Genomic DNA, 22,941 nt, shown 5'->3' with positions numbered 1-22,941 from the left:
CCGCACCTTTAGGCTAGGAAGGTTCGAGTGAGAGGAGTGGGACAGGTGAGGACGCAGCAGCGGTCGTCGGACGACGACGAGCGCGCCCTGGCCGACCTCGCGGAGGTGTCCGACTGGAAGCGGGTCTGGGGTCCGCCCGAGACCGGTCTGGACGCGATCCGCGCCCTGGTGTCGCGGGTCACCGCCGCCACCGGCTGGCGTCCCTGGGCTCCCGGCAACATCGACCCGAACCGCTACACCTGGGGGCTCGTCACACCGCGCGAGACGGTGATGCTGGTGCTCCCCGACGCCGTGCTCCCGGACAGCCCGCGCAGTGGGTGGTCGGCGTACGAGATCGGTCCGGACGAGATCGGCGACGCCGAGGACGGCCTCGACGACCACTGGCCTGGCCAGCTGGAGCTCGCCCGCCGGCACTGGGGTCAGCCGGTCTTCGTCGGGCCGGGCGACGACCCGCGGATCCCGCTGGAGTGGCGCGGCCGGCGGCGTCATCTGGCAGTCTGGCTACGACCCGGCGCCGAGCTGCACCTGTACGCGACCCAACCCGAAGCAGGCCCGGTGGCGGCCAGTGCCGGCTTCGGGTACTCCGTCTACGCGAGCGAGGTGGCCTGATGGCGTCGATCGAAGAAGACGCGCTGCGGGACATGTACCAGATCATCCGGATGATCACCACCAAGCTGAGCCGTCGGCGGAACGCCCGGAAAGCCCAGCGGCTGCGCAACCCGGAGACGCGGGACAGCGCGCGGCTCGAGGAGCTCCGGGAGCTCATCGGCGAGATGATGGACGAGCGCCGGAACAACCCGGAGTTCGCCCGGGCCGTCGACGGGCTGTCCGAGGACCAGCGGTCCGCGCTGTTCGAGGCGGAGGCACGGAGGGTCCAGGAGAACCGGGACCGGCTGGACAACGACCCGGACCTGACGCCGGAGGAGCTCGACCGGGAGCGGGAGACCGACGAGCAGAACCGCGACCGCAACGACAACGGGATCGACGACAACCGCGACCGCGACGTGGAGACCGGGGAGATCGTCGACGAGCGTCGCGATCCCGATCGTGACGGCCAGGACAACGCTGTCCAGGATCGGCAGGCCGAACGCGAGGCGCGCGACGCCGCGGACAAGGCCAAGCAGGAGAACGAGCGGCGCGACGAGGAACGCAAGACGGAAGAAGCTCGCGGAGGCGATGTGGCTCCGGCCGCAGCCGCCGCTGGAGCGACGGCTGTGGTTGCCGACGAGGTGCTCGACGAGGTCCAGGAGCAGCGCCAGGAAGAGCAGGCGGTCGAGGACCAGCAGCGCGACGAGCCCGAAGTACTGAACGAAGACGGTACGGCGCCGGCGGTGATCGGTGAGGATCCGCAGCAGCCTGGGGTGGATCAGGATGGGCTGGATCAGGATCGGGTGCTTGATGAGGATGGCGCGGCGCCTGCCGTGATTGGTGAGGATCCGCAGCAGCCCGGAGTCGATCAGGACGGACTCGATGAGGACCGGATTCTTGATGAGGATGGTGCGGCGCCGGCGGTGATCGGTGAGGACCCGCAGCAGCCTGGGGTTGACCAGGACGGGCTGGATCAGGATCGGGTGCTTGATGAGGATGGCGCGGCGCCGGCGGTGATTGGTGAGGACCCGCAGCAGCCTGGGGTGGACCAGGAGGGCCTGGACCAGGACGGGTTGGAGCAGGGAGAGCGGCGGGTCGAGCAGGTTGAGCAGGGGGTGGCTGGGCCTCAGCCTGGGTTCCCGACTGGGGGTGACCAGGTGGCGGCCGCCGAGGAGGAGGCCCGGAACACCGAGGAGCGCCCGGATCAGGTCCAGCAGACCAGCGTGCAAGGTCCGGAGGCTGACGGCCAGGCTGCGTCGGTCCAGCCGGATGCTGTCGAGAAGACCCTCAGCGCCGCTCGTGAGCAGCAAGGCGCCAACCAGACCGACCGGACCGAGCAGAACGGCCAGCGTCCGGGCATGTCCCAGGACGAGATCAACAAGTTGCGGGACTTCCAGCAGGCCGACCACGCACCCGCAGCCGAGGCGACCCGTCAGCGCACCGGCGAACCCGTCGGAGCCGGAGTCGGCGGCAAGAACGCCGGTGCCCGCGCAGCCGAGCTCCGCACCGACAGGGGCCCCAGCCGAGACGGCGGCCGCGGAATGGGCGAATAACCCGAACTACAGCCGCACCGGCGTACAGAAGATCAGTAGACGATCGCCTGTACGTCGGGGCTGAGGATTTCTTCGGTGAAGGCGGGGGCGCCGGCTATGCGGGTGCCTGGGAGTAGGTCTGCTTCGGTGAGGTCGCGGCGTTTGGCGCATTGAGTGCAGACCGTCAGCTGACCGCCGGCCAGTACTGCGGCCAGCAGGTCGGTCAGGGGAGCGGCATGGGGGAGCTTGAACTGCTCCGCCCTGCCCGGTACGGCGAACCACACCGCCTCTCCGGTCAGCCAGAGCGACACCTGGGCGCCCGACGCAACCGCCGTCGCGGCCACTGTCATCGCCTGGTTGGCTCGCTCGGGTTCGTCGGCTCCTGCGGTCAGCTTGATCACCAGCGTGCGGGACATCACGCCACCGTAGCTCAGAGCGCCGTGCCGATCCCCTAGACTGACCATCGTGCTACACGTCATCTTCACGACCCTGCTGGTGCTCGTCACCGTGTTCATGGGCTGGTTCTCGGCGTACGTCGTCTACCGGCTGCTCCGCGGCCGTACCGCGAGCTGATCCCGCGATGGCGTTCGAGATCTCGCAGGACCTGCACCCCGACCTGATGCCGCTCGCCTGGCTGCTCGGCCGGTGGGAGGGCCGCGGGCACGGGGACTACCCGACGATCGAGAAGTTCGAGTTCGGGCAGCAGATCGACTTCAGCCACAACGGCAAGCCGTTCCTGCACTACGTCAGCCAGACCTTCGTGGTCGGCGAGGACGGCAAGCGGGAGCGTCCGCTCGCGATGGAGACCGGGTTCTGGCGGCCCAAGCCGGAGAACAAGCTCGAGGTGGTGCTCGCGCACCCGACCGGCTTCGCGGAGGTCTGGTACGGCGAGATCGAGGGCGCCAAGATCGAGATGCGCACGGACGTGGTGGCGCGCACCGCCACGGCCAAGGAGGTCGCCGCCGGCCACCGGCTCTACGGCTTGGTCAAGGGCGAGCTGATGTGGGCCTACGACATGGCCGCCGAAGGCCTCCCGCTCCAGCCCCACCTCTGGGCGACCCTCATCCGCGCCTAACTCTCCGAAACCCAGCAGTACTCGACCTTGGGTCGCCCGCTCCGCCCGTCGTAGCGCTGAGTGCGTAATGCCTGGCCCTGGTCGGCCAAGTGCTCCAGATAGCGCCGAGCCGTGATTCGCGACGTTCCAAGTGACGCCGCAACCTCCTCAGCGGTCCAACCCTCGCGATTGCCGAGCAGCTGCACCACCCGATCCAGCACCGACCCGGCCAGCCCTTTCGGCACGGAAGAAACAGTTGCCGGGTGCAACAACCGGTCGACCTCGTCCTGGTCGTGAACGACTTGGCCGGACTCCGCCGCCCGACGCTGCCGCGCATACGCAGTGAGCCGATCCCTCAACGTTTCAAAGGCAAACGGCTTCAAGACGTACTGCACCACCCCGATCCGCGCAGCAGCCTGTACTGCGGCGACTTCGCGCGCGGCCGTCACCGCCACCACATCAGTTTGGTTGCCAGCGGCACGCATTCGCCGGACCACATCGAGTCCGTGACCGTCCGGCAGGTTCATGTCCAGCAAGACGAGATCGATCTGCTCCTGGCTGAGTACGTGCAACGCGCGGGCCGCAGTACCGGCAAGGCCGACGCAGACGAAGCCGGGCAACCGGTCGACGTACACGCGATGCGCTTCCGCGGCGACCGGATCGTCCTCGACCACCAGCACGCGCAGGTCAGGCACCGGCACTCACCGCCCGCGGCAACCGCACCCGGACGGTCAACGCCGGTACGTCGTCCAGCTCGGAATCCGGATCGACCATCAACGTCCCCTGCCAGCGCTCGACCGTACTGCGCACCAGCACGAGCCCTAGCCCATGACCCGGCTCGGCCTTCGTCGTCCAGCCGCGGTCGAACATCCGGGCCAGCTCGGTGGCCCCCAGCTCGGCACCGGTGTTGGTCACCGCCAGGTCGATGAACTCCATACTCGCCGCCGCCCTCAGTTCGACCCTTCGCGGCGCACTGCCGCCGCGCGCGGCCTCGATCGCATTGTCCAGCAGATTGCCGACGACCGTGACGATGTCCTGCGCGGGCAGTCTCGTGTGCAGCGCCTCGGAGCCGAGCTCGAGTGTGAGCAGTACGCCACGCTCCTGGGCCTGGGCGAGCTTGGCGAGCAGCAGCGAGGCGAGCACCGGTTCGCCGACGGTGCCGACCACGCGATCGGTCATCGCCTGGGCAAGTTGCAGTTCGGAGACCGCGAACTCCCGGGCGCGTTCGGGCCGGCCGATCTCGATCAGGCTGACGACCGTGTGCAGCCGGTTCGAGGCCTCGTGGTTCTGCGCCTGGAGCGACTCGGCCAGGCTGCGGATCGCATCGAGCTCACCGAGCAACGCCTGCAACTGGGTGTGATCCCGCAGCGTGACGATCCGGCCGGACCGGGCCGGCTGCTGGTTGACCACGACAACGCCGTGAGCCCCCAGATGCAGTTCGTCGTACGCCGTCCGTCCGGTGCGCAGGAGGCTGGACAAGGTGACCGGCAGCTGAAGGTCGTCGACCGTCGAGTCGGGCGGGACAGTGGGCAGGCCGAGCAGTCGGCGGGCCTCGTCGTTGACCAGCTGGACCCGGCCGTCCGAGTCGATCAGCAACAGGCCTTCGCGCGCGGCGCGCAGTACGCCCTCGTAGAAGTCGAGCATCCAGGCGAGCTGCTGGGTACCGATCCCGCGGGTCGTGTGCCGGACCCGCCAGCTGACCAGTGCGTTGCCGGCCACCGCGATGCCGAGCACGAGGCTGGCGACACCGAGCATCGAGCGGAGTTCGAGTTCGATCAGGTCCTGCCAGCCGGGCGGTGCGATCCCGGCCGCGGCGGCGTCCCGCTCGGCCTGCGTGCGGCTGCGGGACAGCAGCACGATCCAGATCAGCACGATCATCACCAGGACCGTGGCGGTCTGCAGCCAGAACACCTGGCGGCGCAGCTCCCACGGTCGGCGACTCATGCCGACATTGTGCACACCAGTGCCACCGGTGGCATGCCTCAGGCGGGCCGGGCCGGACCGGGGTGATTCGATCGCGAACGATATGAACGAAATCCGCTGTTCGCCTGTGCGTCACGTCACAGTTACTGACAACCCCGCCCGCCGGCCGATCAGGAGTCCCCCATGGCGAGCCCGACCACACCCCGCCCGACACCCGTCCGCAACGACCGGACCCACTTCCTCTACATCGCCGTCATCGTCGCCGTCCTGCTCGGCATCGGCGTCGGTTTCATCTTCCCGGACTTCGCGGTCGAGCTGAAACCGCTCGGTACCGGGTTCGTCAACCTGATCAAGATGATGATCAGCCCGATCATCTTCTGCACCCTGGTGCTCGGCATCGGGTCGGTCCGGCAGGCCGCCAGTGTCGGCAAGGTCGGCGGTCTGGCGCTCGGCTACTTCCTGGTGATGTCGACGGTCGCGCTGGCCATCGGTCTCGTGGTCGGCAACCTGGTCCAGCCGGGTTCCGGGCTCAACCTGACCGACAAGATGCGTGAGACCGGCCAGAAGCAGGCCGCCGGCGGGCACGAGAGCACCACCGACTTCCTGCTCGGCATCATCCCGAAGACGCTGGTCTCCGCTCTCACCGAGGGCCAGGTGCTGCAGACCGTGTTCGTCGCGCTGCTGATCGGTTTCGCCCTGCAGGCGATGGGCCGGACGGGTCAGCCGATCCTGACCGGCATCGGGCACATCCAGCGGCTCGCCTTCAAGGTGCTGGCGATGATCATGTGGGTCGCGCCGATCGGTGCCTTCGGTGCGATCGCCGCGGTCGTCGGCGCCACCGGCTGGGACGCCCTGGTCAGCCTGGGCAAGATCATGCTGGCCTTCTACATCACCTGTGCGCTGTTCGTCCTGGTGGTGCTCGGCACGATCCTCAAGGTCACCACCGGGATGTCGATCTTCCAGCTGCTCAGGTACCTCGGTCGCGAGTTCCTGCTGATCGTCTCGACCTCGTCGTCGGAGACCGCGCTGCCGCGACTGATCGGCAAGATGGAACACCTCGGGGTGGACAAGTCCGTGGTCGGCATCACCGTCCCGACCGGCTACTCGTTCAACCTGGACGGGACGGCGATCTACCTGACGATGGCGTCGCTGTTCATCGCCGAGGCGATGGACCAGCCGTTCTCCCTCGGTCAGCAGATCTCCCTGCTGGTGTTCATGATCGTCGCCTCGAAGGGTGCCGCCGGAGTCACCGGCGCCGGCCTGGCGACCCTGGCCGGCGGGCTGCAGTCGCACCGGCCCGACCTGGTCGACGGCGTCGGACTGATCGTCGGCATCGACCGGTTCATGTCCGAGGCGCGGGCGCTGACCAACTTCGCCGGCAACGCGGTCGCCACCGTGCTGGTCGGCCACTGGACCGGCGGGTTCGACAAGGAACAGGCCCGCCAGGTCTTCTCCGGTGAGGATCCGTTCGACGAGGCGGCCTTCGCGGCCGGCGATACCCATGCGGGCGACGTACCGGAGCCCACTTCCCGTCCGGCTGACGCGGTAGACGTCGGGCCGGCCCACTAGACCATCTGACCCACCCCTCCACGCTGCCTGTCAGCTCCCGATCCGTCCGGGAACTGGCAGGCAGCGTGCTGTCTACCGGCCGTCGAGCAGTTCGACCACTGGGGCCAGGTCGTCCAGGTAGGTGGCGTTGACGGTGATGTACGACGCCCCGAACTCGTCTCGCCGTCGCTGCAGCTCATCGGCCATCTCCCACGGGCTTCCGCGCAACAGCATCAAGGTGCCGCTCTTCTCGAGTTCCTCGGGTGTCGCTCCGGTCGCCTGCTTGGTCCACGGCGGCAGCTCCGCAGTACCGGCGGCGAACAGGTTCATCGCCAGTTCGATGTCGTCTGCGCGTGAGCCGGCCAGCTCGCGCAGTTCCTGGGTGAGCTGCCGGATCTCCTCACGCGGAGCCAGGGCGGGCTTCGCCAGCGAGACGATGTCGGCCCTGGCCGCCGCCAGCGCGAGGCTGCGGGGTCCGCCGGCCGCGAGCATGATCGGCGTGTGCTGGTCGCCGTCGAGCTCCTGCAGGTGGTCCAGGGTCTCCCGCACCTGATTGCGGCGCTCCTTGGCCGACCCGAACGGCAGCCCCAGTTCAGCCGCCTGCTGCTCGACCTGTGGACGTCCGGTGCCGATACCGAAGTCGAAACGGCCGCCAGTGAGTACAGACAGCGTGTGCGCGTCCCAAGCGGCAGCTCGCGGCTTCCGCAAGGGTGCGGCGGCGACAAAGGTGCCTACGCGGATGTCAGCGGTCATGGCGGCCACGGCCAGGGAGGGGAAGGGCGACAGCAACTGGAGCCCGTCCGGCATCAACACTGACTTGTAGCCGCGATCGGCGGCCCGGCGTACGGTCTGCTGCCACGCCTCGACGCCGCGGTCCGGACTGCCCACCACCCCGAAGCGGAATGCTCTGTTCGTCATCGTCCTGCTCCTCTCGATTTGGTCCTTCCAGCGTCGCGAGGGGCGGTGTTGTCCACATCCCACGGCAGGAGGCAGTCGGCGTACGCCGGGGGACGTACTCTGGTGACATGTCACTGACGCGCAGCCCGCTCCTGGATCTTCCGGCGGCCGTGGAGGCGGACGGCCTGGACGCCGGGGTTGCCGCGCACTACGGCTCGGACCTGCGCGAGCAGCGAGCGCTGGCCGCGGGCAAGGGGTTCGTCGACCTCTCGCACCGCGACGTCGTCACCGTCACCGGCCCTGACCGGCTCACCTGGCTCCACGCGCTCACCAGCCAGTACTTCGAAGGGCTGCGGCCGGGCACGTCGACCACGGCGCTGCTGCTGTCCCCGACCGGACACGTCGAGCACGCGATGTACGGCGTCGACGACGGCGAAACCTTCTGGCTCCACACCGAGCCAGGCGCCGCCGCGGCCTTGGTCGAGTGGCTCCAGAAGATGGTCTTCATGTCCCGCGTCGAAATCACCGACGTAACCCCCAACTACGCCATCATCTGGCGCCCCGGCCCACCCCCCGCCTCCGGCGCCACTCCCGCCCCCGCCGCTGGCGCCACCCCGGCCCCCGCCGCCGGCGCCGCTCCCTCTTCTTCTTCCGCACCAGCGGCGCAGCCGCTGGTGCGATCCGGGGCCGATTCGCTGGGCGGCCATGAACTGTTCCTCCCGCGCGCCGAACTCCAGGCGTTCGCCGCGCAGGCCGGACCTCCGGCCGGCGTCTGGGCTTATGAAGCTCTTCGGATCGAGGCGGGCGCACCGCGGCTCGGGCTCGACACCGACGAGCGAGCCATCCCGAACGAGCTGGGGTGGCTGGGCGTCGGCGTTCATCTGGACAAGGGCTGCTACCGCGGCCAGGAGACCGTCGCGCGCGTGCACAACCTCGGTCGCCCGCCGCGCCGCCTCGTCCGGCTGCATCTCGACGGCTCTGTCGACCACCTGCCCGCGCACGGCTACGCAGTACGGGTCGGTGAGAAGCAGGTTGGCTTCATCGGTTCGGCGGCGCGCCACCACGAGTACGGGCCGATCGCGCTCGCGCTGATCAAGCGGAACGTGGACCCGGCCGCCGTGCTCGAGGTCGTCGCCGAGGACCAGCCGACAGTTACCGCGACCCAGGAGTTGCTGGTCGACCCCGAGGTGGGTCTGCACGTCCGCGCCCGGCTGTGAGCCGAATCATCTCCAACGTGGGTTTTTGCTCCTGACCCCCGCGCCGTACAGTTCAGCCGTGACCGAACCTGTGATCCTGGCCGACGTCGTCCGCAGCGGATTCGTCGAGGGCCATCACCGCGGCTCCGTCGTGGTGACCGCGCCCGACGGCTCCGTCGAGTGGGCGGCCGGCGTGATCGACCAGCCGATGTTCCCGCGCTCGTCGAACAAGCCGATGCAGGCGCTCGGCATGCTCCGCAGCGGCCTGGAGCTGGACGGCGAACTGCTCGCGCTCGCCGGAGCGTCACACTCGGGCGAGGAGTTCCACCTCACCGGCGTACGGCGGATCCTGGCCGGCGCCGGCCTGGACGAGTCGGCGCTGCGGACGCCACCGGCGTACCCGATCGACGAGCAGGCGCGCGACGAGTGGGTCCGGGCCGGGCACGGGCTCGAGCCGATCACGATGAACTGTTCCGGCAAGCACGCCGCGATGATCGCGACCTGCGTGGTCAACGACTGGCCGTTCCACGACGACGCCCGCGCCAAGAGCCCCGACGGCGTCTGGGGCCGGGACGACTACCGCTCGCCGGAGCACCCGCTGCAGCAGGCGATCCGCACCGCCGTCGAGGACACGGCCGGCGAAAAGGTCTCGTACGTCGCGGTCGACGGCTGCGGCGCCCCCATCCTCGCCATCACCCTGTCGGGCCTGGCGCGGTCCTTCGGGTACTTCGCCGCGGCCTCCTCGGACACCCTGGAAGGCCGGATAGCGAACGCCTTCCGCGATTACCCGGAGTACGCCAGCGGGAGTAGGCGCGACGAAACCGCCCTGATGAAGGCCATCCCCGGCCTCTTCTGCAAGGCCGGCGCCGAAAGCGTCTACGCCGTAGGCCTCGCCGACGGCCGAGGCATCGCCGTCAAGATCGACGACGGTACGCCGCGCGCCCGCGCGGTGGTGATGGCCGCGACGCTTCGCAAGCTCGGCCTCGACCACGAGATCCTCGACGAGCAGCAGCACTCGCCTCTCTACGGCGGCGGAATCCGCGTCGGCTCGGTCCAGCCGCACATCCCAGCTTTCAGCTGACCCGTCACGCCCCGTAGTGAGCGGGCTCACGCCCACCCTGCTTGCAATTGCAAGCACCTGCTAGCAGGATGGGGTCATGGCCAAGTTGAGTGATCGTGCCGCTGGTGCGGTGGGTTCGGTGGGGGAGTACCTCGCCGAGCAGCGCCGGCATGCGCAGCTGTCGTTGCGGCAGCTGTCCGATCTGGCCGGTGTGTCCAACCCGTACCTCAGCCAGATCGAGCGTGGCCTGCGCAAGCCGTCGGCCGATGTGTTGCAGCAGCTCGCGAAAGCACTGCGGATCTCCGCGGAAACGCTGTACGTGCGAGCCGGCATCCTCGATCCGGACGACAGCGAGGACGGCACTCGGCGTACGCCGGGAGTGGTGGACGCGGTCCTGCTCGACCCCGCGCTGAACGAGCGGCAGAAGCGCGTACTGCTCGACGTGTACGCCTCCTTCGTCCGGGAGAACGACGACCCGGCCGAAGCAGCGCCCGCGCCTGAGCCCGCACCGGAAGCGGCGCCGGCGACGAAGCCCGCCGCGGCCAAGAAGACCCCTGCAAGAAAACGCACCACCCAGTAGACCCCGCTGAAAAACCTCACGAGGAGATGCCTGATGGCAACCCGTACCCCCGTCACGCCCCTGTACGCGATCGCCGGCGCCGGCGACCTGGCCGTGGAGAAGTTCCGCGCGGTCAGCGACGACGTCACCACCCGGTTCGCGAAGCTGGACCAGAAGGCCCTGCAGACCACGCTGCAGACCGAGCTGAGCAAGCGTCAGGCCGAGCTGAGCAAGCGCCTCGAGGTGCTCGCCGCCAACGCCAAGACCGTACCGGCCACGCTGCGTGAGCTGCCGTCGGTCGCGCAGGCCGGGCTGACCACCGTGCTCGGCCAGGCCGAGGAGACCTACGCCGACCTGGCCGCCCGCGGCGAGGAGATCGTCACCCGGATCCGCAGCCAGAAGGCCACCGAGGACCTGGTCACCCAGGCCAAGACCACGGTGAGCAAGGCGAAGGCGACCCGGACCACCGCGAAGAAGACCGCCGACACCGCGAGCCGCAACGTGAAGGCGACCGCGACCAGCGCCCGCAAGACCGCGAAGACCGCGTCGAAGGCCGCCACCGACGCCGCCGCCAAGGTCGGCGACTGACAGTAGTTCACAGGCTCTGCCCGGTACGGGTGGTCGCGATCCGAGCTTTTCCGGATCGTCGGCCACCCGTGCCTGCGTTAGGCTCGTCGCATGCTCGCACTCGCCACGTTCCAGAACCTGTTCCCCGGGTTCGGTGATCCCATCGGTGTCATCTGGTGGGTGCTGCTCGGTCTCAAGCTGGTCGCCCTGGCCGACGCGATGTTCCGGCCGCGGGCCGTGTTCGTCGCCGCCGACAAACTGACCAAGCCGGGCTGGGTGCTGATCCTGGCCACCTTCACGCTGTCCCAGATCTTCCAGAGCTGGCTCAGCTTCTTCGGCCTGATCGGGATCGTCGCCGCCGGTGTCTACCTGGTGGACGCCCGTCCCGCGCTCCGGGCGGCTTCCGGCCGCGGCCGCGGCGGCTGGGGCATTCGCCGCCGCCGGGGCCCACGCCCGCTCTGAGGTCCCGTACTACGACCGGTAGACGATCACCTTGTCGCCGACCTTCACCTCGTTGAAGAGGATCTTGATCTTCGCCAGGTCACGGATGTTGGCGCAGCCGTGGGAAGCGCCGTTGTAGCCACGGGCCGCGAAGTCCGCCGAGTAGTGCACCGCCTGGCCGCCGCTGAAGAACATCGCGTACGGCATCGGTGAGTCGTACAGCTTCGACACGTGGTTGCGGCTCTTCCAGCCGACCGTGAAGCCGCCTTCGCGGGTCGCGGTCTTCTGGGCGCCGAACCGGACGTCCATCTGCATCTTCACGACGCCGTCCACCACGTAGCGCAACTTGCGGGTGGTCTTGTCGATACACAGCGCGACCCCGGTCGCGCAGCGCGGGTCGAGCTTTTTGCCGTCGACCACCGGCGCCGGCGGGTAGAGCTCGACCTGGGTCGGCTCGTGGGTGGCCGCGGTCAGCTTGGTCCAGGTGAACTCGTCGACGTACCCGAGCGGCGGAATGCCCTTGGAGGTCTGGAACTTCTTCACCGCGGAGCGGGTCATCGTGCCGAACGAGTCGTCCAGCCACTGCTTGTCCAGCAACTTGAGCTGGATCAGCCGAGCCTCGACCTTCCGCACCACGGCCCCGCTGGACCCGTTGCTCCACAGTGCCTTCGGGTAGATCGGCAACTCACCACTGACCTCGAACTGGACCGGCTGCGCCTCCGTAGTACCAGCCTTGTACTCCGGCGCCGCCGACGCGGTGAGCGTAGTACCGGCCATCGCGGCCACCACCACAGCCGCCAGCCCATTGCGAACAACCAGCGCACTACGAATCCAGCGCATCGGAACCCCTCAAGTCGATCCGTCCCTCAAGCAGTGGGACGCCCTCACAGATCTTTTGGTTGGCATCAGGCGGACGCCGGCACCGGGCCGTCACCCGGTAACCGCCCAACCTTAAGCTATTTCGCATGGAAATCGAGCTGTCGACGGCGGACATCACCACGGTGCCGGCCGACGCGATCGTGAACGCGGCCCACCACGCGCTGCGCGGTGGCGGCGGCGTCGACGGCGCCATCCATCGGGCCGGCGGGCCGTCGATCCTGGCCGACTGCATCGAGCGCTACCCGAACGGCGTACCGACCGGCGAGGCAGGCTGGACGACGGCGGGGAGCCTGCCCGCGCAGTACGTGATCCATGTGGTGGGGCCGAACTACACCGCTGGGCAGAGGGATCCGGCGCTGCTCGAGTCCTGCTACCGCAACGCGTTGCGGCTGGCGGACGAACTGAACGTGACGATGCTGACTTGTCCTGCGGTGTCGGCGGGGATCTACGGCTGGCCGAAGGAATCGGCGGCCGAGATCGCCGTACGGACGGTGCAGGAGACGGACACCCGTGTCGCGCGGGTGGTGTTCTGTCTCGTCGAACCGCGGCTGTACACGGCGTTCTCGAAGGTGCTCGGGTAAAACGCACAACAGCGGCCGGTTCCCGGAGGAAGCGGCCGCTGCTGGAGAAGAGCGTCGGGTCAGGCGTTGTAGACCAGGACCTTGTCGCCGATCTTCACGTGGGCGAAGATCCAGGCGACCTTCTTCTTGTCGCGCATGTTGGTGCAGCCGTGCGAGGCGCCGTTGTAGCCGCGGGCCCGGAAGTCCGGGGAGTAGTGCACGGCCTGGCCGCCGCTGTAGAACATCGCGTACGGCATCGGCGTCTTGTAGATCGACGAGCGGTGGTTCTTCGACTTGCGGTAGACCTTGAAGGTGCCCTCACGGCTCGGGGTCCGCTTGCCGCCGAAGCGGGCGTCACCCTCGGCGACCAGCCGGCCGTTGACGATGAACATCACCTTGCGGGTCTTCTTGTTGATGCACAGGTACCGCCCGGTCATGCACTGCTTGGCGATGTGCCGGCGACCCGGGACCAAAACCGTCTTCTTCTTCGCCTTCTTCTTGGCGACAGCCTGCGAGGCGACGACGGTCTTGGGCGCAACCTTCGGTGCCGCCACGGTCTTGCCGGCCGGAGCCGCGGCCTGCGCCGTCGTGGCGGTCAGCAGGCCGACCCCCAGCATCGCGACCGCCGTGGTGGTGGCGCCGAGCTTACGCAGAATGCTCATGTCCTCTTCCTTCCCCCAACAGAGTTGCTTTCATGAAATAAGACGCACGAACCCGTCCCCTGGTTTGTAACGATCCGGAACTTTCCCCCGCCGGATCGGCGTACCAGGTGAACGGGCTACGTGCGGAATCAGGCTTTGTTCTTGCGGCCGAGCTTGGCGCGCTCGATCTGGGTCAGCGCCACCTTGCGGATCCGGATCGCGTCCGGGGTGACCTCGACACACTCGTCCTCGCGGCAGAACTCCAGCGACTGCTCGAGCGACAGCTTGCGGGCCGGGACCAGCTTCTCGAACTCGTCCGCGTTCGACCGGACGTTGGTCATCTTCTTCTCACGGGTGATGTTCACGTCCATGTCGTCGGCGCGCGAGTTCTCGCCGACCACCATGCCCTCGTACACCTCGGTGCCCGGCTCGCAGAACATCGTGCCGCGCTCCTGCAGGTTCACCATCGCGTACGACGTGGTGACGCCGGTCCGGTCCGAGACCAGCGAACCCGACGGGCGGGTGCGTAGCTCGCCGAACCACGGCTCGTAGCCTTCGAAGACGTGGTGCGCGATACCGGTACCACGGGTGTCGGTGAGGAACTCGGTCCGGAAGCCGATCAGGCCACGGGCCGGCACCAGGAACTCCATCCGGACCCAGCCGGTGCCGTGGTTGGTCATCTGCTCCATCCGGCCCTTGCGGACCGCGAGCAGCTGGGTGACGGTCCCGAGGTACTCCTCCGGGCAGTCGATGGTGAGCCGCTCGACCGGCTCGTGCCGCTTGCCGTTGATCTCCTTGGTGACCACCTGCGGCTTGCCGACGGTCAGCTCGTAGCCCTCGCGGCGCATCTGCTCGACCAGGATGGCCAGCGCCAGCTCACCACGGCCCTGCACCTCCCAGGTGTCCGGACGCTCGGTCGGCAGCACCTTGATCGACACGTTGCCGATCAGCTCCCGGTCGAGCCGGTCCTTGACCAGGCGGGCGGTCACCTTGGTGCCCTTGATCCGGCCGGCCAGCGGCGAGCTGTTGGTACCGATCGTCATCGAGATGGCCGGCTCGTCCACGGTGATGAACGGCAGCGCCTTCGGGTTCTCCGGGTCGGCCAGGGTGTCGCCGATCATGATCTCCGGGATCCCGGCGATCGCGACGATGTCGCCCGGTCCGGCCGACTCGCCGGGCACCCGCTCGAGCGCCTCGGTGATCAGCAGCTCGGTGATCTTGACCTTCTGGATGCTGCCGTCGTGCTTGCACCACGCGACCTGGGAGCCCTTCTTCAGGGTGCCTTCGTGCACCCGGACCAGCGCGAGCCGGCCGAGGAACGGGGAGGCGTCCAGGTTGGTGACGTGTGCCTGCAGCGGTGCGCCCTCGGTGTACTCCGGGGCCGGCACGTTCGCCAGGATCGTCTCGAACAGCGGCTCGAGGTCCTCGGAGTCCGGCATGCCGCCGTCTTCCGGCTGGGTCAGCGAGGCGCGGCCGGCCCGGGCCGAGGCGTAGACGACCGGGAAGTCGAGGGCGCTCTGGTCGGCGTCGTGGTCGAGCAGGTCCAGGAACAGTTCGTAGGTCTCGTCGACGACCTCGGCGATCCGCGCGTCCGGGCGGTCCACCTTGTTCACCACCAGGATCACCGGCATGTTGCGCGCCAGCGCCTTGCGCAGGACGAACCGGGTCTGCGGCAGCGGGCCCTCGGAAGCGTCCACCAGCAAGACGATCGCGTCGACCATCGACAGGCCGCGCTCGACCTCACCACCGAAGTCGGCGTGGCCGGGGGTGTCGATGATGTTCAGCGTCATCTGCTCGCCGTTGGCCATCTTGTGCCGGACGGCGGTGTTCTTGGCGAGGATCGTGATGCCCTTCTCACGCTCCAGGTCACCCGAGTCCATCGCTCGTTCGTCGACGTGCTGGTGGGCTCCGAAGGCACCGGACTGCCACAGCATCGCGTCGACCAGGGTGGTCTTCCCGTGGTCGACGTGGGCCACGATGGCCACGTTGCGCAGATCATTACGGAGGGGCATGCGGAAGCGCTCCAAGCAAGTCGGATTGAGGTCAGGCGGTGGCTACGGGAGGTCTACGTGCCACTCGAGACGCAGGGCGCAGCCATCTCATCCTACCGGTCACCGGGCGTGGCGACGAAACCGCCGATCCTTTGACATTCGTTCGCTGTACGTACAGTCTATATGTGGGCGCCTGGGGAGGGGTCCAACCTCGGGGGGCTGAGCCGCCGGGGGCCGAGTGGCCGTGGGGGTGCACTCGGCGCCCGGGACTCTGGCCCTGACTGGGGCGGCGGGGCGGGGGAGGTATATGAGAGAGAAGAACAGTGCCGCGATCGGCCAGTACGAACCGTGAGCTGCGGGAGAAGTCGCGCGAGCGCATCCTGGCGGCCGCTCTCGAAGTGTTCGCCGAGAAGGGCTACGAGGCCGCCTCGATCTCCGACGTGACCCAGCGTGCCGGGGTCTCCCGCGGCCTGGTCACCTACTACTTCGCCAGCAAACTGTCGCTGGCAGCCGAGCTGCTCGACCGCTGGCTGGACGGCATCGGCGCCATCCTCGACCTCACCGGTACGGCGGACGAACGGCTGGCCGGCATCATCGACGGAACCCTGATGGCGGCCGCCTCCACCCTGCCGATCCAGCGCCTGGCGATCAGCCTGATGATGCAACCCACCACCCACCCGGTCTTCGCCGAGGTCGAGTCCGCCAAGGCCACCCGGGTGACCCAGATCGAGGACGCCATCCGCTCGATCTTCACCGACCGCGGCGCCGCCGACCCGGCCGTCGAAGAAATGTTGCTCAGAGCAACACTCGAGGGCGTCACGGTCAAACTCGCGATCTACCCCGACACCTTCCCGGTCGAAGCAGTACGCCGCCGCCTGCACGCGTCGTACGGGCTGCCTGTGCCGGTAGAGCCGTTGCCGATCAACTCGCCTCCGGTCGACCGGCTGCGCGCCAAGTAGCTCAGAGGACGCGGTGGACCTTGTGCTGTGCTGCCTGGGCTCGGGGGCGGACGGTGAGGCGGTCGATGTTGACGTGCTTCGGGCGGGTGGCTACCCAGGCGACGATGTCGGCGACGTCGTCGGAGGTGAGCGGCTCGGCGACGCCGGCGTACACGGCGTCGGCCTTGGCCTGGTCGCCGTCGAAGCGGGTCAGCGCGAAACCCTCGCTCTTCACCATGCCGGGGGCGATCTCGCAGACCCGGACCGGCTGGTCGAACAGTTCCAGCCGCAGGGTGTCGACGACCGCCTTCGCCGCGTGCTTGGCCGCGACGTACCCGCCGCCGCCCTCGTAGGCGACCTGGCCGGCCGTGGAGCCCATCACGACGATCTGGCCCTCGGCCGCGATCAATGCCGGGAGCAACGACTTGGTGACCGCGGCGACCCCGATCACGTTCACCTCGAACATCTGCCGCCAGGCCTCAAGGTCCGCCTCGGCGACCGGCTCGAACCCGAACGCCCCACCGGCGTTGTTCAGCAGCAGGTCAACCCGATCCCCAACCGCCTCCGCCAACGCGGCGACGTCCGAGGCCTTGGTGACGTCGCACTGCACCGCGCGCCCGTCGATCTCCTTGGCCAAGGCCTCGATCCGATCCAGCCGCCGCGCGGCACAGACCACCTCAAACCCTTCCCGAGCAAGATGCCGCGCCGAAGCGGCCCCAATCCCACTGCTAGCTCCGGTGACAACGGCGACAGGACGGCTGGAAGTCATAGCCCAAGTCTTCCACCAGCGGGATCACGGCCCGGACCGGCGTCTCACGCCTGGCGGGTCGGCAGCGCGATGATGTGGCGGAGGTTGAGCTCGCGCCGCCGGGAGACCGCGAACGCGACCACGTCCGCGATGTCGGCCGAGGTGATCGGGCCGATCGCCTCGAACATGCCGGCCAGCATCGCCTGGGCCTCCTCGGACAGGTGGGTGCCCAGTTCGGACTCGGTCAGCCCGGGCTCCACGTTCGTCACGCGCACGTCGTACGGGGACAAATCGGCGCGGATGGCGGCGGACAGTTGGGTCAGCGCGGCCTTGGTTGCGCCGTAGACGCCGTACCCGGGGAAGACCAGGTGCGAGCCGATCGAGGAGATGTTGACCAGGTCGGCCGTACCGCCGGCGGCAGCCGCCTCGACCAGGCCGGGCGTGAAGGCGCCGATCAGCCGCAGTACGCCGGTCAGGTTGGTATCGATCATCCTGGTCCAGTCGTCCGAACGGGCCTCCTGGATCGGTGCGGCGAGCATCACGCCGGCCGCGTTCACGACCAGGTCGACCCGGCCGAGCCGCTCGCCGATCACCTCGACCCCGCGGTCGACCGACTCCTGCTGCGTGACGTCGACGCCGACCCCGAACGCGGTCCCGCCGTCGGCGGTGATGCGATCGGCCAGCGCGTCCAGCCGGTCGGTACGCCGGGACAGCAGCGCCACCGAGGCGCCGTCGGCGGCAAGGCGCTCCGCGATGGCGGCGCCGATGCCACTGGCCGCGCCGGTGACGACGGCGGTCCGGCCGGTCAGCGGGAGGTTGCCGGTGTGCTGCTGAAGGGTGGTGCTGGTCATCGTCGACTCCTTGGTGGTTCGGTTGATGACTTCAGCCTGGCCGTCGGGCAGACGCCTACCCAGACTTCTGCTGAGCCTGGGTCCTGGCGAGCCTGGTCCTGCCAGAACCAGGCTCGGCAACCCGGCGCTGTGGATACTGGAGCGCATGGACCGCCGTGAGGAGCTGAGCGAATTCCTGAAGTCCCGAAGGGCCCGAGTGCGCCCGGAAGACCTGGGAATCAAGGTGTTCAGCGGCCGTCGGCGGGTCGCCGGACTCCGGCGGGAGGAGCTTGCTCAGGCAGCAGGAGTGAGTGCCGACTACTACGTCCGGCTGGAGCAGGGTCGCGCCGAGAACGTCTCCCAGGAGATCCTCGACGCCGTCGCCGAGGTACTCGGGCTGGACGAGGCAGAGCGCGATCACCTGACCCGGTTGGCGAAACCGGTCCGGCGCAAGCGGCAGCGGCGTACGGTGCAGCGGGTCCGGCCAGCTTTGCAGCAGCTGATCGACGCGATGGCCGGCGTACCGGCGTTCGTTCTCGGTCGCCGGATGGACGTGCTGGCCTGGAACCGCCTGGCCGCGGCTCTGATCGGGGACCTCGCGGCTTGGCCGGCCAAGGAACGGAACATGCCGCGCCGGGTCTTCCTGGACGAGTCGGCCCGGGAGTTCTACCCGGAGTGGGAGGCCGTCGCGGCGGAAAGCGTCGACTACCTCCGCCTGTACGCCGGGCGCTATCCCGACGACCCCGAGCTGGCGGAGCTGGTCGGAGAGTTGTCGATCCACAGCCCCGAGTTCCGCGCCCAGTGGGCCCGGCATGGCGTCAGGGACAAGTGCTTCGGCACGAAGGTGATGCGCCATCCGGTGGTCGGCGAGCTCGCCCTGCAGTACGAGACGCTCGAGCTGTCGGGTGACCCTGACCAGGTGCTGGTGACGTATTCCGCAGTACCGGGCTCGGACTCCGAGACGGCGCTGCGCCTGCTCGCGAGCTGGTCGTCGCCCGCGCCGGAACGGCCCGCAACCGGCCCCGCCGTCGCCCTTCCCGCCGAGCCACCCGCGGCCGGATCGGCCGGATAGGGAGAAGTCCCGATTTCGGTCCGCGATGGCGGAGTTACGCTGACCGGGTGACCCAACCCTCGCCTGACCGTCCTCTTCGGCGGGTCGCGATGATCAGCCTGCACACGTCGCCGCTGGACCAGCCCGGGATCGGTGATGCCGGCGGGATGAACGTCTACGTGGTCGAGCTGGCCAAGCGGCTGGCCGGGCTCGGGATCGAGGTGGACGTCTTCACCCGGGCGACTTCGTCGGCACTGCCCGCGAAGGTCGAGCTGCTGTCCGGCGTCACCGTGCGGAACGTCGCCGCCGGCCCCTACGAGGGCCTGTCGAAGAACGAGTTGCCCGCCCAGCTGTGCACCTTCGCCCGCGCCGTACTCCGGGCCGAAGCGATCCGCGAGCCCGGGTACTACGACGTGATCCACTCGCACTACTGGCTGTCCGGCCAGGTCGGTCTGCTCGCCCGGGACCGCTGGGCCGTGCCACTCGTGCACACCATGCACACGATGGCGAAGGTCAAGAACGCCAGCCTGGCCGAGGACGACGTACCGGAGCCGCCGGCCCGCCTGCTCGGTGAGGAGCAGGTCGTCGAGGCCGCGGACCGGTTGCTCGCCAACACCGACGACGAGGCGGACGCCCTGATCAGCCTGTACGGCGCGCAGCCGACGAAGGTCGGAGTGGTGAATCCCGGAGTCGACCTGGACGTGTTCAGTCCGGGCGACCAGGCCATGGCCCGCAAGCAGCTCGGGCTGCCCGAGGACGCGATCGTGCTCGCGTTCGTCGGCCGGATCCAGCCGTTGAAGGCGCCGGACATCCTGATCCGGGCCGCGGCCAGGATGCTCGCGCAGGACCCGTCGCTGCGCGAGCGGCTCGTGGTGGCGATCATCGGCGGACCGTCCGGCAACGGGCTGGAACACCCCGAATCCCACGCGGAACTGGCCCGCAAGCTGGGGGTCGACGACGTGACCCGATTCGTGAAGCCGATGGCTCGTGCGGGGCTGGCGGATTGGTACCGGGCAGCGTCGGTGGTCTGCGTACCGTCGTACTCGGAATCGTTCGGGCTGGTCGCGCTGGAGGCCCAGGCCTGCGGTACGCCGGTGGTCGCGGCGGCCGTCGGCGGGCTGACGACCGCGGTCGCGGACGGTGAGACCGGGCTGCTCGTGCCGGGCCACGACGTGGGTGACTTCGCCGACGCGCTGCACCGGATCGCGACGGATCCGCTGCTGCGCGAGACGATGAGCCACGCGGCGGTCAAGCATGCCGGTGGCTTCGGCTGGGAACTGACCGCCGAGAAGACGCTCGCGGCGTACCGGACCGCACAGCAGACGATGGCGGCCGAGCTGGCCCAGGAGGTTGGTCGATGAGAGTGTCCGCGGCGGACGTGATTCGCCAGGTGCTGACCGAGAACGAACTCGACTTCACCGAGACCGAGCCGGGGGCGTTCAGCGCGGACCTGCCCGGTGAGCGGAAGCTGAAGACGACCGTGTCGCTGACGGTGGGCAGCCAGGCGGTGCACGTGCACGCGTTCGTCGCCCGCCGCCCGGACGAGAACCACGAAGCCGTCTACCGCTGGCTGCTCGAGCGGAACCTCAAGCTGTACGGCGTCGCCTTCGCGATCGACCACCTGGGCGACATCCACCTGGACGGCCGGGTCCCGCTGCACGCGATCACCCCGGTCGAGGTGGACCGGCTGCTCGGAGCGGTGCTCGAGTACGCCGATTCGTCGTTCAACACCATCCTCGAGCTGGGTTTCGCCTCGTCGATCCGCAAGGAGTACGACTGGCGGGTCAAGCGCGGTGAGTCCACCCGGAATCTGGACGCGTTCATGGGCTGGCTGGAGCCTCGGTAGGCTGCGGGTATGACTTACCGCCTGATCCTGCTGCGCCACGGCCACAGCGACTGGAACGCCAAGAACCTGTTCACCGGCTGGGTCGACGTCGACCTGAACCCCCAGGGCGTCGAGGAGGCGCACCGCGGCGGCCAGCTGCTGCTGGAGCGCGGGCTGCTGCCCGACGTCCTGCACACGTCGCTGCTGCGCCGCGCCATCCGGACGGCGAACATCGCCCTCGAGGAGGCCGGCCGGCAGTGGATCGACGTCCGCCGCTCCTGGCGGCTGAACGAGCGCCACTACGGCGCGCTGCAGGGCAAGGACAAGAAGCAGACCCTGGAGGAGCTCGGCGAGGAGCAGTTCATGCTGTTCCGCCGCTCCTACGACACCCCGCCGCCGCCGATCGAGCGCGGCTCGGAGTTCGACCAGGCCGGTGACCCCCGGTACGCCGGACTGCCGTCCGACATCCTGCCGGCCACCGAGTGCCTCAAGGACGTCGTCGAGCGGATGCTGCCCTACTGGTACGACGCGATCGTGCCCGACCTGCGGGACGGCAAGACCGTCCTGGTCACCGCCCACGGCAACTCGCTGCGCGCGCTGGTCAAGCACCTGGACAACCTGGACGAGAAGACCGTCGTCGGCCTGAACATCCCGACCGGCGTCCCGCTGTACTACGAACTCGACGAGGACTTCCAGCCGCTCAAGCCAGGTGGCGAGTACCTCGACCCGGACGCCGCCGCAGCCGCCATCGAGGCCGTCAAGAACCAGGGCCGCTGATCCGGTGACTTCGCGGGCGGGTGAGCCCTTCGACGCGGATCGTGCCGCGGCGGAGGTGGAAGCGCTGCTGACGGCCGAGATCCCGGCCGAAGGCCCGACCGCTGCCGCGGGCGATCCGGACACCGGCGAATGGACCTTCACGGTCGGCGCGGGTTTCCGGATCGTCCCGTTGTGGGAAGGCGAGGCACTGACCGGCCTGTACGACGCCGACTGGAACGAGGCGGAGGACGTCGGTACGGCGAACCTCGCCGCCTTGACCAAGGCACTGGAGGCCCACTGGGGTCCACACCGAAGGATCCGCCTGGACGGCCCGTTCCTGCGCTGGCAGAGCGGCTCACCCGTCGACGACCTGTACGCGGCTCTCTTCGCCGAGGACCTGTACGGCGACCTCAACGCCTGGGGCCCGATCGACCCCACCGGCCGCTCCATCGCGGCAATAGTCGGCCACAGCGACGGCGACGCCCCACTGATCCTCGCCGCCCTGGTGACCGATCACCCCATCACCGACCCACCCGGCGTGGACCTGACCTGACCGGCGGGCAGCCCGCCGACAGATCGCAAAAGTGGCCCTCAGCAACAGAGATTGTTGCTGAGAGCCACTAATGAACCGATCAGGCGTTGCCGTTGGGGTTCGGGCTGGGAGCGGAGGCGCCCGCGCCGGAGCCGGCCGCGGTGCCGCCGACGGCGACCGGGAGCTCGCCGGTGACCAGGTAGACGACCCGCCGGGCCATCGAGACCGCGTGGTCGGCGATCCGCTCGTAGTACCGGCCGAGCAGGGCGATGTCGACCGCGACCTCGACGCCGTGCGGCCAGGAGTCGTCCATCATCAGCCGGAACTGGCTGCTGCGCAGCTTGTCCATCTCGTCGTCGACCGCCTCCAGCTGGGCCGCCGCCTCGACGTCACGGGTCTTGATCACGTCACCGGCGCCGTCGACCATCCGGCCGGCCACCGCACCCATCTCCTCGATCACCGACTGCAGCTCGGCCGGGATCGCGGGCGCCGGGTAGCGCAGCCGGGCGATCTTCGAGACGTGCGCGGCCAGGTCGCCCATCCGCTCCAGGTCGGCGACCATCCGCAGCGCGGCGACCAGCATCCGCAGCTCGTTGGCGACCGGCGACTGGCGGGCCATCAGCTCGAAGACCTTCTCCTCCACGCCTTCGCCGGCCGCGTCCAGTTTGATGTCGGAGGCAATGACCTCCTCCGCCTGCCGGATGTCCGCGGTCAGCAGCGCGGTGGTGGAGCGGCGTACGGCGGTCGACACCGTCCGGGTCATCCGTTCGAGCTCGGCGAGAATGTCGTCGAGCTGCTCGTGGTAGGTGTCGCGCATCGTGTCTG

The 22,941-nt window shown here is 69.0% G+C and carries 26 protein-coding genes; 16 read left to right on the top strand and 10 right to left on the bottom strand.

Annotated features, from left to right (window positions below; all coding sequences use genetic code 11):
• The first annotated feature begins 45 nt into the window (after positions 1-45).
• Together AB0F51_RS30750 and AB0F51_RS30745 are read left to right on the top strand one after the other, a co-directional pair.
• On the top strand, positions 46-609 hold the full coding sequence (locus AB0F51_RS30750; RefSeq protein ID WP_360285508.1) for a hypothetical protein: 564 nt from the start codon (positions 46-48) through the stop codon (positions 607-609).
• Entirely contained in the window at positions 609-2,141 is a 1,533-nt protein-coding gene (locus tag AB0F51_RS30745) for a hypothetical protein (RefSeq protein WP_360285506.1), read from the top strand. Before AB0F51_RS30750 ends, AB0F51_RS30745 begins: the two co-directional genes overlap by 1 nt.
• Positions 2,142-2,173: 32 nt before the next feature.
• On the opposite strand, the gene AB0F51_RS30740 is transcribed toward AB0F51_RS30745, so the two are convergent.
• Positions 2,174-2,536, bottom strand: a complete 363-nt coding sequence (locus tag AB0F51_RS30740; RefSeq protein WP_360285504.1) for a DsrE family protein — start codon at positions 2,534-2,536, stop codon at positions 2,174-2,176.
• A 164-nt stretch (positions 2,537-2,700) separates the two neighbouring features.
• On the opposite strand from AB0F51_RS30740, the gene AB0F51_RS30735 reads away from it, so the two are divergent.
• On the top strand, positions 2,701-3,195 hold the full coding sequence (locus AB0F51_RS30735) for an FABP family protein (protein WP_360285502.1): 495 nt from the start codon (positions 2,701-2,703) through the stop codon (positions 3,193-3,195).
• On the opposite strand, the gene AB0F51_RS30730 is transcribed toward AB0F51_RS30735, so the two are convergent.
• Complete coding sequence (locus tag AB0F51_RS30730; RefSeq protein ID WP_360285500.1) at positions 3,192-3,869, bottom strand: response regulator; 678 nt, start codon at positions 3,867-3,869, stop codon at positions 3,192-3,194. The two genes, AB0F51_RS30735 and AB0F51_RS30730, sit on opposite strands and share 4 nt — an antisense overlap.
• Positions 3,862-5,118 (bottom strand): ATP-binding protein, encoded by a 1,257-nt coding sequence (locus tag AB0F51_RS30725; protein ID WP_360285498.1) that lies wholly within the window; start codon positions 5,116-5,118, stop codon positions 3,862-3,864. Before AB0F51_RS30725 ends, AB0F51_RS30730 begins: the two co-directional genes overlap by 8 nt.
• 162 nt (positions 5,119-5,280) lie before the next feature.
• Here AB0F51_RS30725 and AB0F51_RS30720 point away from each other — a divergent pair, with 162 nt between their 5' ends.
• Positions 5,281-6,666 carry a cation:dicarboxylase symporter family transporter gene (locus tag AB0F51_RS30720; protein WP_360285496.1) on the top strand — a complete coding sequence of 462 codons (1,386 nt, stop codon included), beginning with the start codon at positions 5,281-5,283 and terminating at the stop codon, positions 6,664-6,666.
• Between the two features lie 72 nt (positions 6,667-6,738).
• Here AB0F51_RS30720 and AB0F51_RS30715 read toward each other — a convergent pair whose 3' ends face one another.
• Entirely contained in the window at positions 6,739-7,563 is an 825-nt protein-coding gene (locus tag AB0F51_RS30715; RefSeq protein ID WP_360285494.1) for an LLM class flavin-dependent oxidoreductase, read from the bottom strand.
• Positions 7,564-7,670: 107 nt separating this feature from the next.
• On the opposite strand from AB0F51_RS30715, the gene AB0F51_RS30710 reads away from it, so the two are divergent.
• The 5 genes from AB0F51_RS30710 to AB0F51_RS30690 all read left to right on the top strand — a co-directional run bounded on the left by AB0F51_RS30710 (position 7,671) and on the right by AB0F51_RS30690 (position 11,386).
• Complete coding sequence (locus tag AB0F51_RS30710) at positions 7,671-8,759, top strand: folate-binding protein (RefSeq protein ID WP_360285492.1); 1,089 nt, start codon at positions 7,671-7,673, stop codon at positions 8,757-8,759.
• Positions 8,760-8,817: 58 nt separating this feature from the next.
• Positions 8,818-9,819: an asparaginase gene (locus AB0F51_RS30705; RefSeq protein WP_360285490.1), complete on the top strand. Its 1,002-nt coding sequence runs from the start codon at positions 8,818-8,820 to the stop codon at positions 9,817-9,819.
• 76 nt (positions 9,820-9,895) lie between these two features.
• Positions 9,896-10,378 (top strand): helix-turn-helix transcriptional regulator, encoded by a 483-nt coding sequence (locus AB0F51_RS30700; protein ID WP_360285488.1) that lies wholly within the window; start codon positions 9,896-9,898, stop codon positions 10,376-10,378.
• A 33-nt stretch (positions 10,379-10,411) separates the two neighbouring features.
• The gene (locus AB0F51_RS30695) at positions 10,412-10,945 is read left to right on the top strand and encodes a hypothetical protein (RefSeq protein WP_360285486.1); all 534 of its coding nucleotides are present in this window, start codon (positions 10,412-10,414) and stop codon (positions 10,943-10,945) included.
• A gap of 90 nt (positions 10,946-11,035) precedes the next feature.
• Entirely contained in the window at positions 11,036-11,386 is a 351-nt protein-coding gene (locus AB0F51_RS30690) for a DUF2516 family protein (RefSeq protein ID WP_360285484.1), read from the top strand.
• Between the two features lie 9 nt (positions 11,387-11,395).
• Here the strand turns inward: AB0F51_RS30690 and AB0F51_RS30685 are convergent, their stop codons facing one another.
• Positions 11,396-12,205 carry a L,D-transpeptidase family protein gene (locus AB0F51_RS30685; protein WP_360285482.1) on the bottom strand — a complete coding sequence of 270 codons (810 nt, stop codon included), beginning with the start codon at positions 12,203-12,205 and terminating at the stop codon, positions 11,396-11,398.
• A gap of 125 nt (positions 12,206-12,330) precedes the next feature.
• Here AB0F51_RS30685 and AB0F51_RS30680 point away from each other — a divergent pair, with 125 nt between their 5' ends.
• Positions 12,331-12,825: an O-acetyl-ADP-ribose deacetylase gene (locus AB0F51_RS30680; protein ID WP_360285480.1), complete on the top strand. Its 495-nt coding sequence runs from the start codon at positions 12,331-12,333 to the stop codon at positions 12,823-12,825.
• Between the two features lie 59 nt (positions 12,826-12,884).
• Here AB0F51_RS30680 and AB0F51_RS30675 read toward each other — a convergent pair whose 3' ends face one another.
• Both AB0F51_RS30675 and typA read right to left on the bottom strand, forming a co-directional pair.
• On the bottom strand, positions 12,885-13,466 hold the full coding sequence (locus AB0F51_RS30675; RefSeq protein WP_360285478.1) for a L,D-transpeptidase: 582 nt from the start codon (positions 13,464-13,466) through the stop codon (positions 12,885-12,887).
• A gap of 128 nt (positions 13,467-13,594) precedes the next feature.
• Entirely contained in the window at positions 13,595-15,457 is a 1,863-nt protein-coding gene (typA, locus tag AB0F51_RS30670) for a translational GTPase TypA (RefSeq protein WP_360285476.1), read from the bottom strand.
• Positions 15,458-15,759: 302 nt separating this feature from the next.
• Here typA and AB0F51_RS30665 point away from each other — a divergent pair, with 302 nt between their 5' ends.
• On the top strand, positions 15,760-16,395 hold the full coding sequence (locus AB0F51_RS30665; protein ID WP_360285475.1) for a TetR/AcrR family transcriptional regulator: 636 nt from the start codon (positions 15,760-15,762) through the stop codon (positions 16,393-16,395).
• A gap of 1 nt (position 16,396) precedes the next feature.
• Here the strand turns inward: AB0F51_RS30665 and AB0F51_RS30660 are convergent, their stop codons facing one another.
• Positions 16,397-17,143, bottom strand: a complete 747-nt coding sequence (locus tag AB0F51_RS30660; protein WP_360285474.1) for an SDR family NAD(P)-dependent oxidoreductase — start codon at positions 17,141-17,143, stop codon at positions 16,397-16,399.
• Between the two features lie 44 nt (positions 17,144-17,187).
• Positions 17,188-17,973 carry an SDR family oxidoreductase gene (locus AB0F51_RS30655; protein ID WP_360285472.1) on the bottom strand — a complete coding sequence of 262 codons (786 nt, stop codon included), beginning with the start codon at positions 17,971-17,973 and terminating at the stop codon, positions 17,188-17,190.
• Between the two features lie 145 nt (positions 17,974-18,118).
• Between AB0F51_RS30655 and AB0F51_RS30650 the strand changes: the two genes are divergently transcribed.
• The 5 genes from AB0F51_RS30650 to AB0F51_RS30630 all read left to right on the top strand — a co-directional run bounded on the left by AB0F51_RS30650 (position 18,119) and on the right by AB0F51_RS30630 (position 22,137).
• Complete coding sequence (locus AB0F51_RS30650; protein ID WP_360285470.1) at positions 18,119-19,024, top strand: helix-turn-helix transcriptional regulator; 906 nt, start codon at positions 18,119-18,121, stop codon at positions 19,022-19,024.
• 89 nt (positions 19,025-19,113) lie between these two features.
• Positions 19,114-20,364 carry a D-inositol-3-phosphate glycosyltransferase gene (gene mshA, locus AB0F51_RS30645; protein WP_360285713.1) on the top strand — a complete coding sequence of 417 codons (1,251 nt, stop codon included), beginning with the start codon at positions 19,114-19,116 and terminating at the stop codon, positions 20,362-20,364.
• Positions 20,361-20,849, top strand: a complete 489-nt coding sequence (locus AB0F51_RS30640) for a YbjN domain-containing protein (protein WP_360285468.1) — start codon at positions 20,361-20,363, stop codon at positions 20,847-20,849. Before mshA ends, AB0F51_RS30640 begins: the two co-directional genes overlap by 4 nt.
• Before the next feature lie 9 nt (positions 20,850-20,858).
• The gene (locus AB0F51_RS30635; RefSeq protein WP_360285466.1) at positions 20,859-21,605 is read left to right on the top strand and encodes a phosphoglyceromutase; all 747 of its coding nucleotides are present in this window, start codon (positions 20,859-20,861) and stop codon (positions 21,603-21,605) included.
• Between the two features lie 4 nt (positions 21,606-21,609).
• Positions 21,610-22,137 (top strand): hypothetical protein, encoded by a 528-nt coding sequence (locus AB0F51_RS30630; RefSeq protein WP_360285465.1) that lies wholly within the window; start codon positions 21,610-21,612, stop codon positions 22,135-22,137.
• 79 nt (positions 22,138-22,216) lie between these two features.
• On the opposite strand, the gene phoU is transcribed toward AB0F51_RS30630, so the two are convergent.
• The gene (gene phoU / locus AB0F51_RS30625; protein ID WP_360285463.1) at positions 22,217-22,933 is read right to left on the bottom strand and encodes a phosphate signaling complex protein PhoU; all 717 of its coding nucleotides are present in this window, start codon (positions 22,931-22,933) and stop codon (positions 22,217-22,219) included.
• Positions 22,934-22,941 lie beyond the last annotated feature (8 nt).

The sequence above is a fragment of the Kribbella sp. NPDC023855 genome, from assembly GCF_040639475.1.
Classification (GTDB): domain Bacteria; phylum Actinomycetota; class Actinomycetes; order Propionibacteriales; family Kribbellaceae; genus Kribbella.
Note: the sequence above shows the minus strand (reverse complement) of the source record. Positions and strands in the feature narration are given on the sequence as shown.

Bases quoted from the DNA above. Each gene is read 5' to 3' on its own strand.
- AB0F51_RS30685 (WP_360285482.1), bottom strand. From the start codon at position 12,205: ATGCGCTGGATTCGTAGTGCGCTGGTTGTTCGCAATGGGCTGGCGGCT.
- AB0F51_RS30720 (WP_360285496.1), top strand. From the start codon at position 5,281: ATGGCGAGCCCGACCACACCCCGCCCGACACCCGTCCGCAACGACCGG.
- AB0F51_RS30650 (WP_360285470.1), top strand. From the start codon at position 18,119: ATGGACCGCCGTGAGGAGCTGAGCGAATTCCTGAAGTCCCGAAGGGCC.
- AB0F51_RS30725 (WP_360285498.1), bottom strand. From the start codon at position 5,118: ATGAGTCGCCGACCGTGGGAGCTGCGCCGCCAGGTGTTCTGGCTGCAG.
- AB0F51_RS30690 (WP_360285484.1), top strand. From the start codon at position 11,036: ATGCTCGCACTCGCCACGTTCCAGAACCTGTTCCCCGGGTTCGGTGAT.
- mshA (WP_360285713.1), top strand. From the start codon at position 19,114: ATGATCAGCCTGCACACGTCGCCGCTGGACCAGCCCGGGATCGGTGAT.
- AB0F51_RS30710 (WP_360285492.1), top strand. From the start codon at position 7,671: ATGTCACTGACGCGCAGCCCGCTCCTGGATCTTCCGGCGGCCGTGGAG.
- AB0F51_RS30660 (WP_360285474.1), bottom strand. From the start codon at position 17,143: ATGACTTCCAGCCGTCCTGTCGCCGTTGTCACCGGAGCTAGCAGTGGG.
- AB0F51_RS30680 (WP_360285480.1), top strand. From the start codon at position 12,331: ATGGAAATCGAGCTGTCGACGGCGGACATCACCACGGTGCCGGCCGAC.
- AB0F51_RS30715 (WP_360285494.1), bottom strand. From the start codon at position 7,563: ATGACGAACAGAGCATTCCGCTTCGGGGTGGTGGGCAGTCCGGACCGC.
- AB0F51_RS30695 (WP_360285486.1), top strand. From the start codon at position 10,412: ATGGCAACCCGTACCCCCGTCACGCCCCTGTACGCGATCGCCGGCGCC.
- phoU (WP_360285463.1), bottom strand. From the start codon at position 22,933: ATGCGCGACACCTACCACGAGCAGCTCGACGACATTCTCGCCGAGCTC.
- AB0F51_RS30745 (WP_360285506.1), top strand. From the start codon at position 609: ATGGCGTCGATCGAAGAAGACGCGCTGCGGGACATGTACCAGATCATC.
- AB0F51_RS30655 (WP_360285472.1), bottom strand. From the start codon at position 17,973: ATGACCAGCACCACCCTTCAGCAGCACACCGGCAACCTCCCGCTGACC.
- AB0F51_RS30635 (WP_360285466.1), top strand. From the start codon at position 20,859: ATGACTTACCGCCTGATCCTGCTGCGCCACGGCCACAGCGACTGGAAC.
- typA (WP_360285476.1), bottom strand. From the start codon at position 15,457: ATGCCCCTCCGTAATGATCTGCGCAACGTGGCCATCGTGGCCCACGTC.
- AB0F51_RS30700 (WP_360285488.1), top strand. From the start codon at position 9,896: ATGGCCAAGTTGAGTGATCGTGCCGCTGGTGCGGTGGGTTCGGTGGGG.
- AB0F51_RS30740 (WP_360285504.1), bottom strand. From the start codon at position 2,536: ATGTCCCGCACGCTGGTGATCAAGCTGACCGCAGGAGCCGACGAACCC.
- AB0F51_RS30675 (WP_360285478.1), bottom strand. From the start codon at position 13,466: ATGAGCATTCTGCGTAAGCTCGGCGCCACCACCACGGCGGTCGCGATG.
- AB0F51_RS30640 (WP_360285468.1), top strand. From the start codon at position 20,361: ATGAGAGTGTCCGCGGCGGACGTGATTCGCCAGGTGCTGACCGAGAAC.
- AB0F51_RS30735 (WP_360285502.1), top strand. From the start codon at position 2,701: ATGGCGTTCGAGATCTCGCAGGACCTGCACCCCGACCTGATGCCGCTC.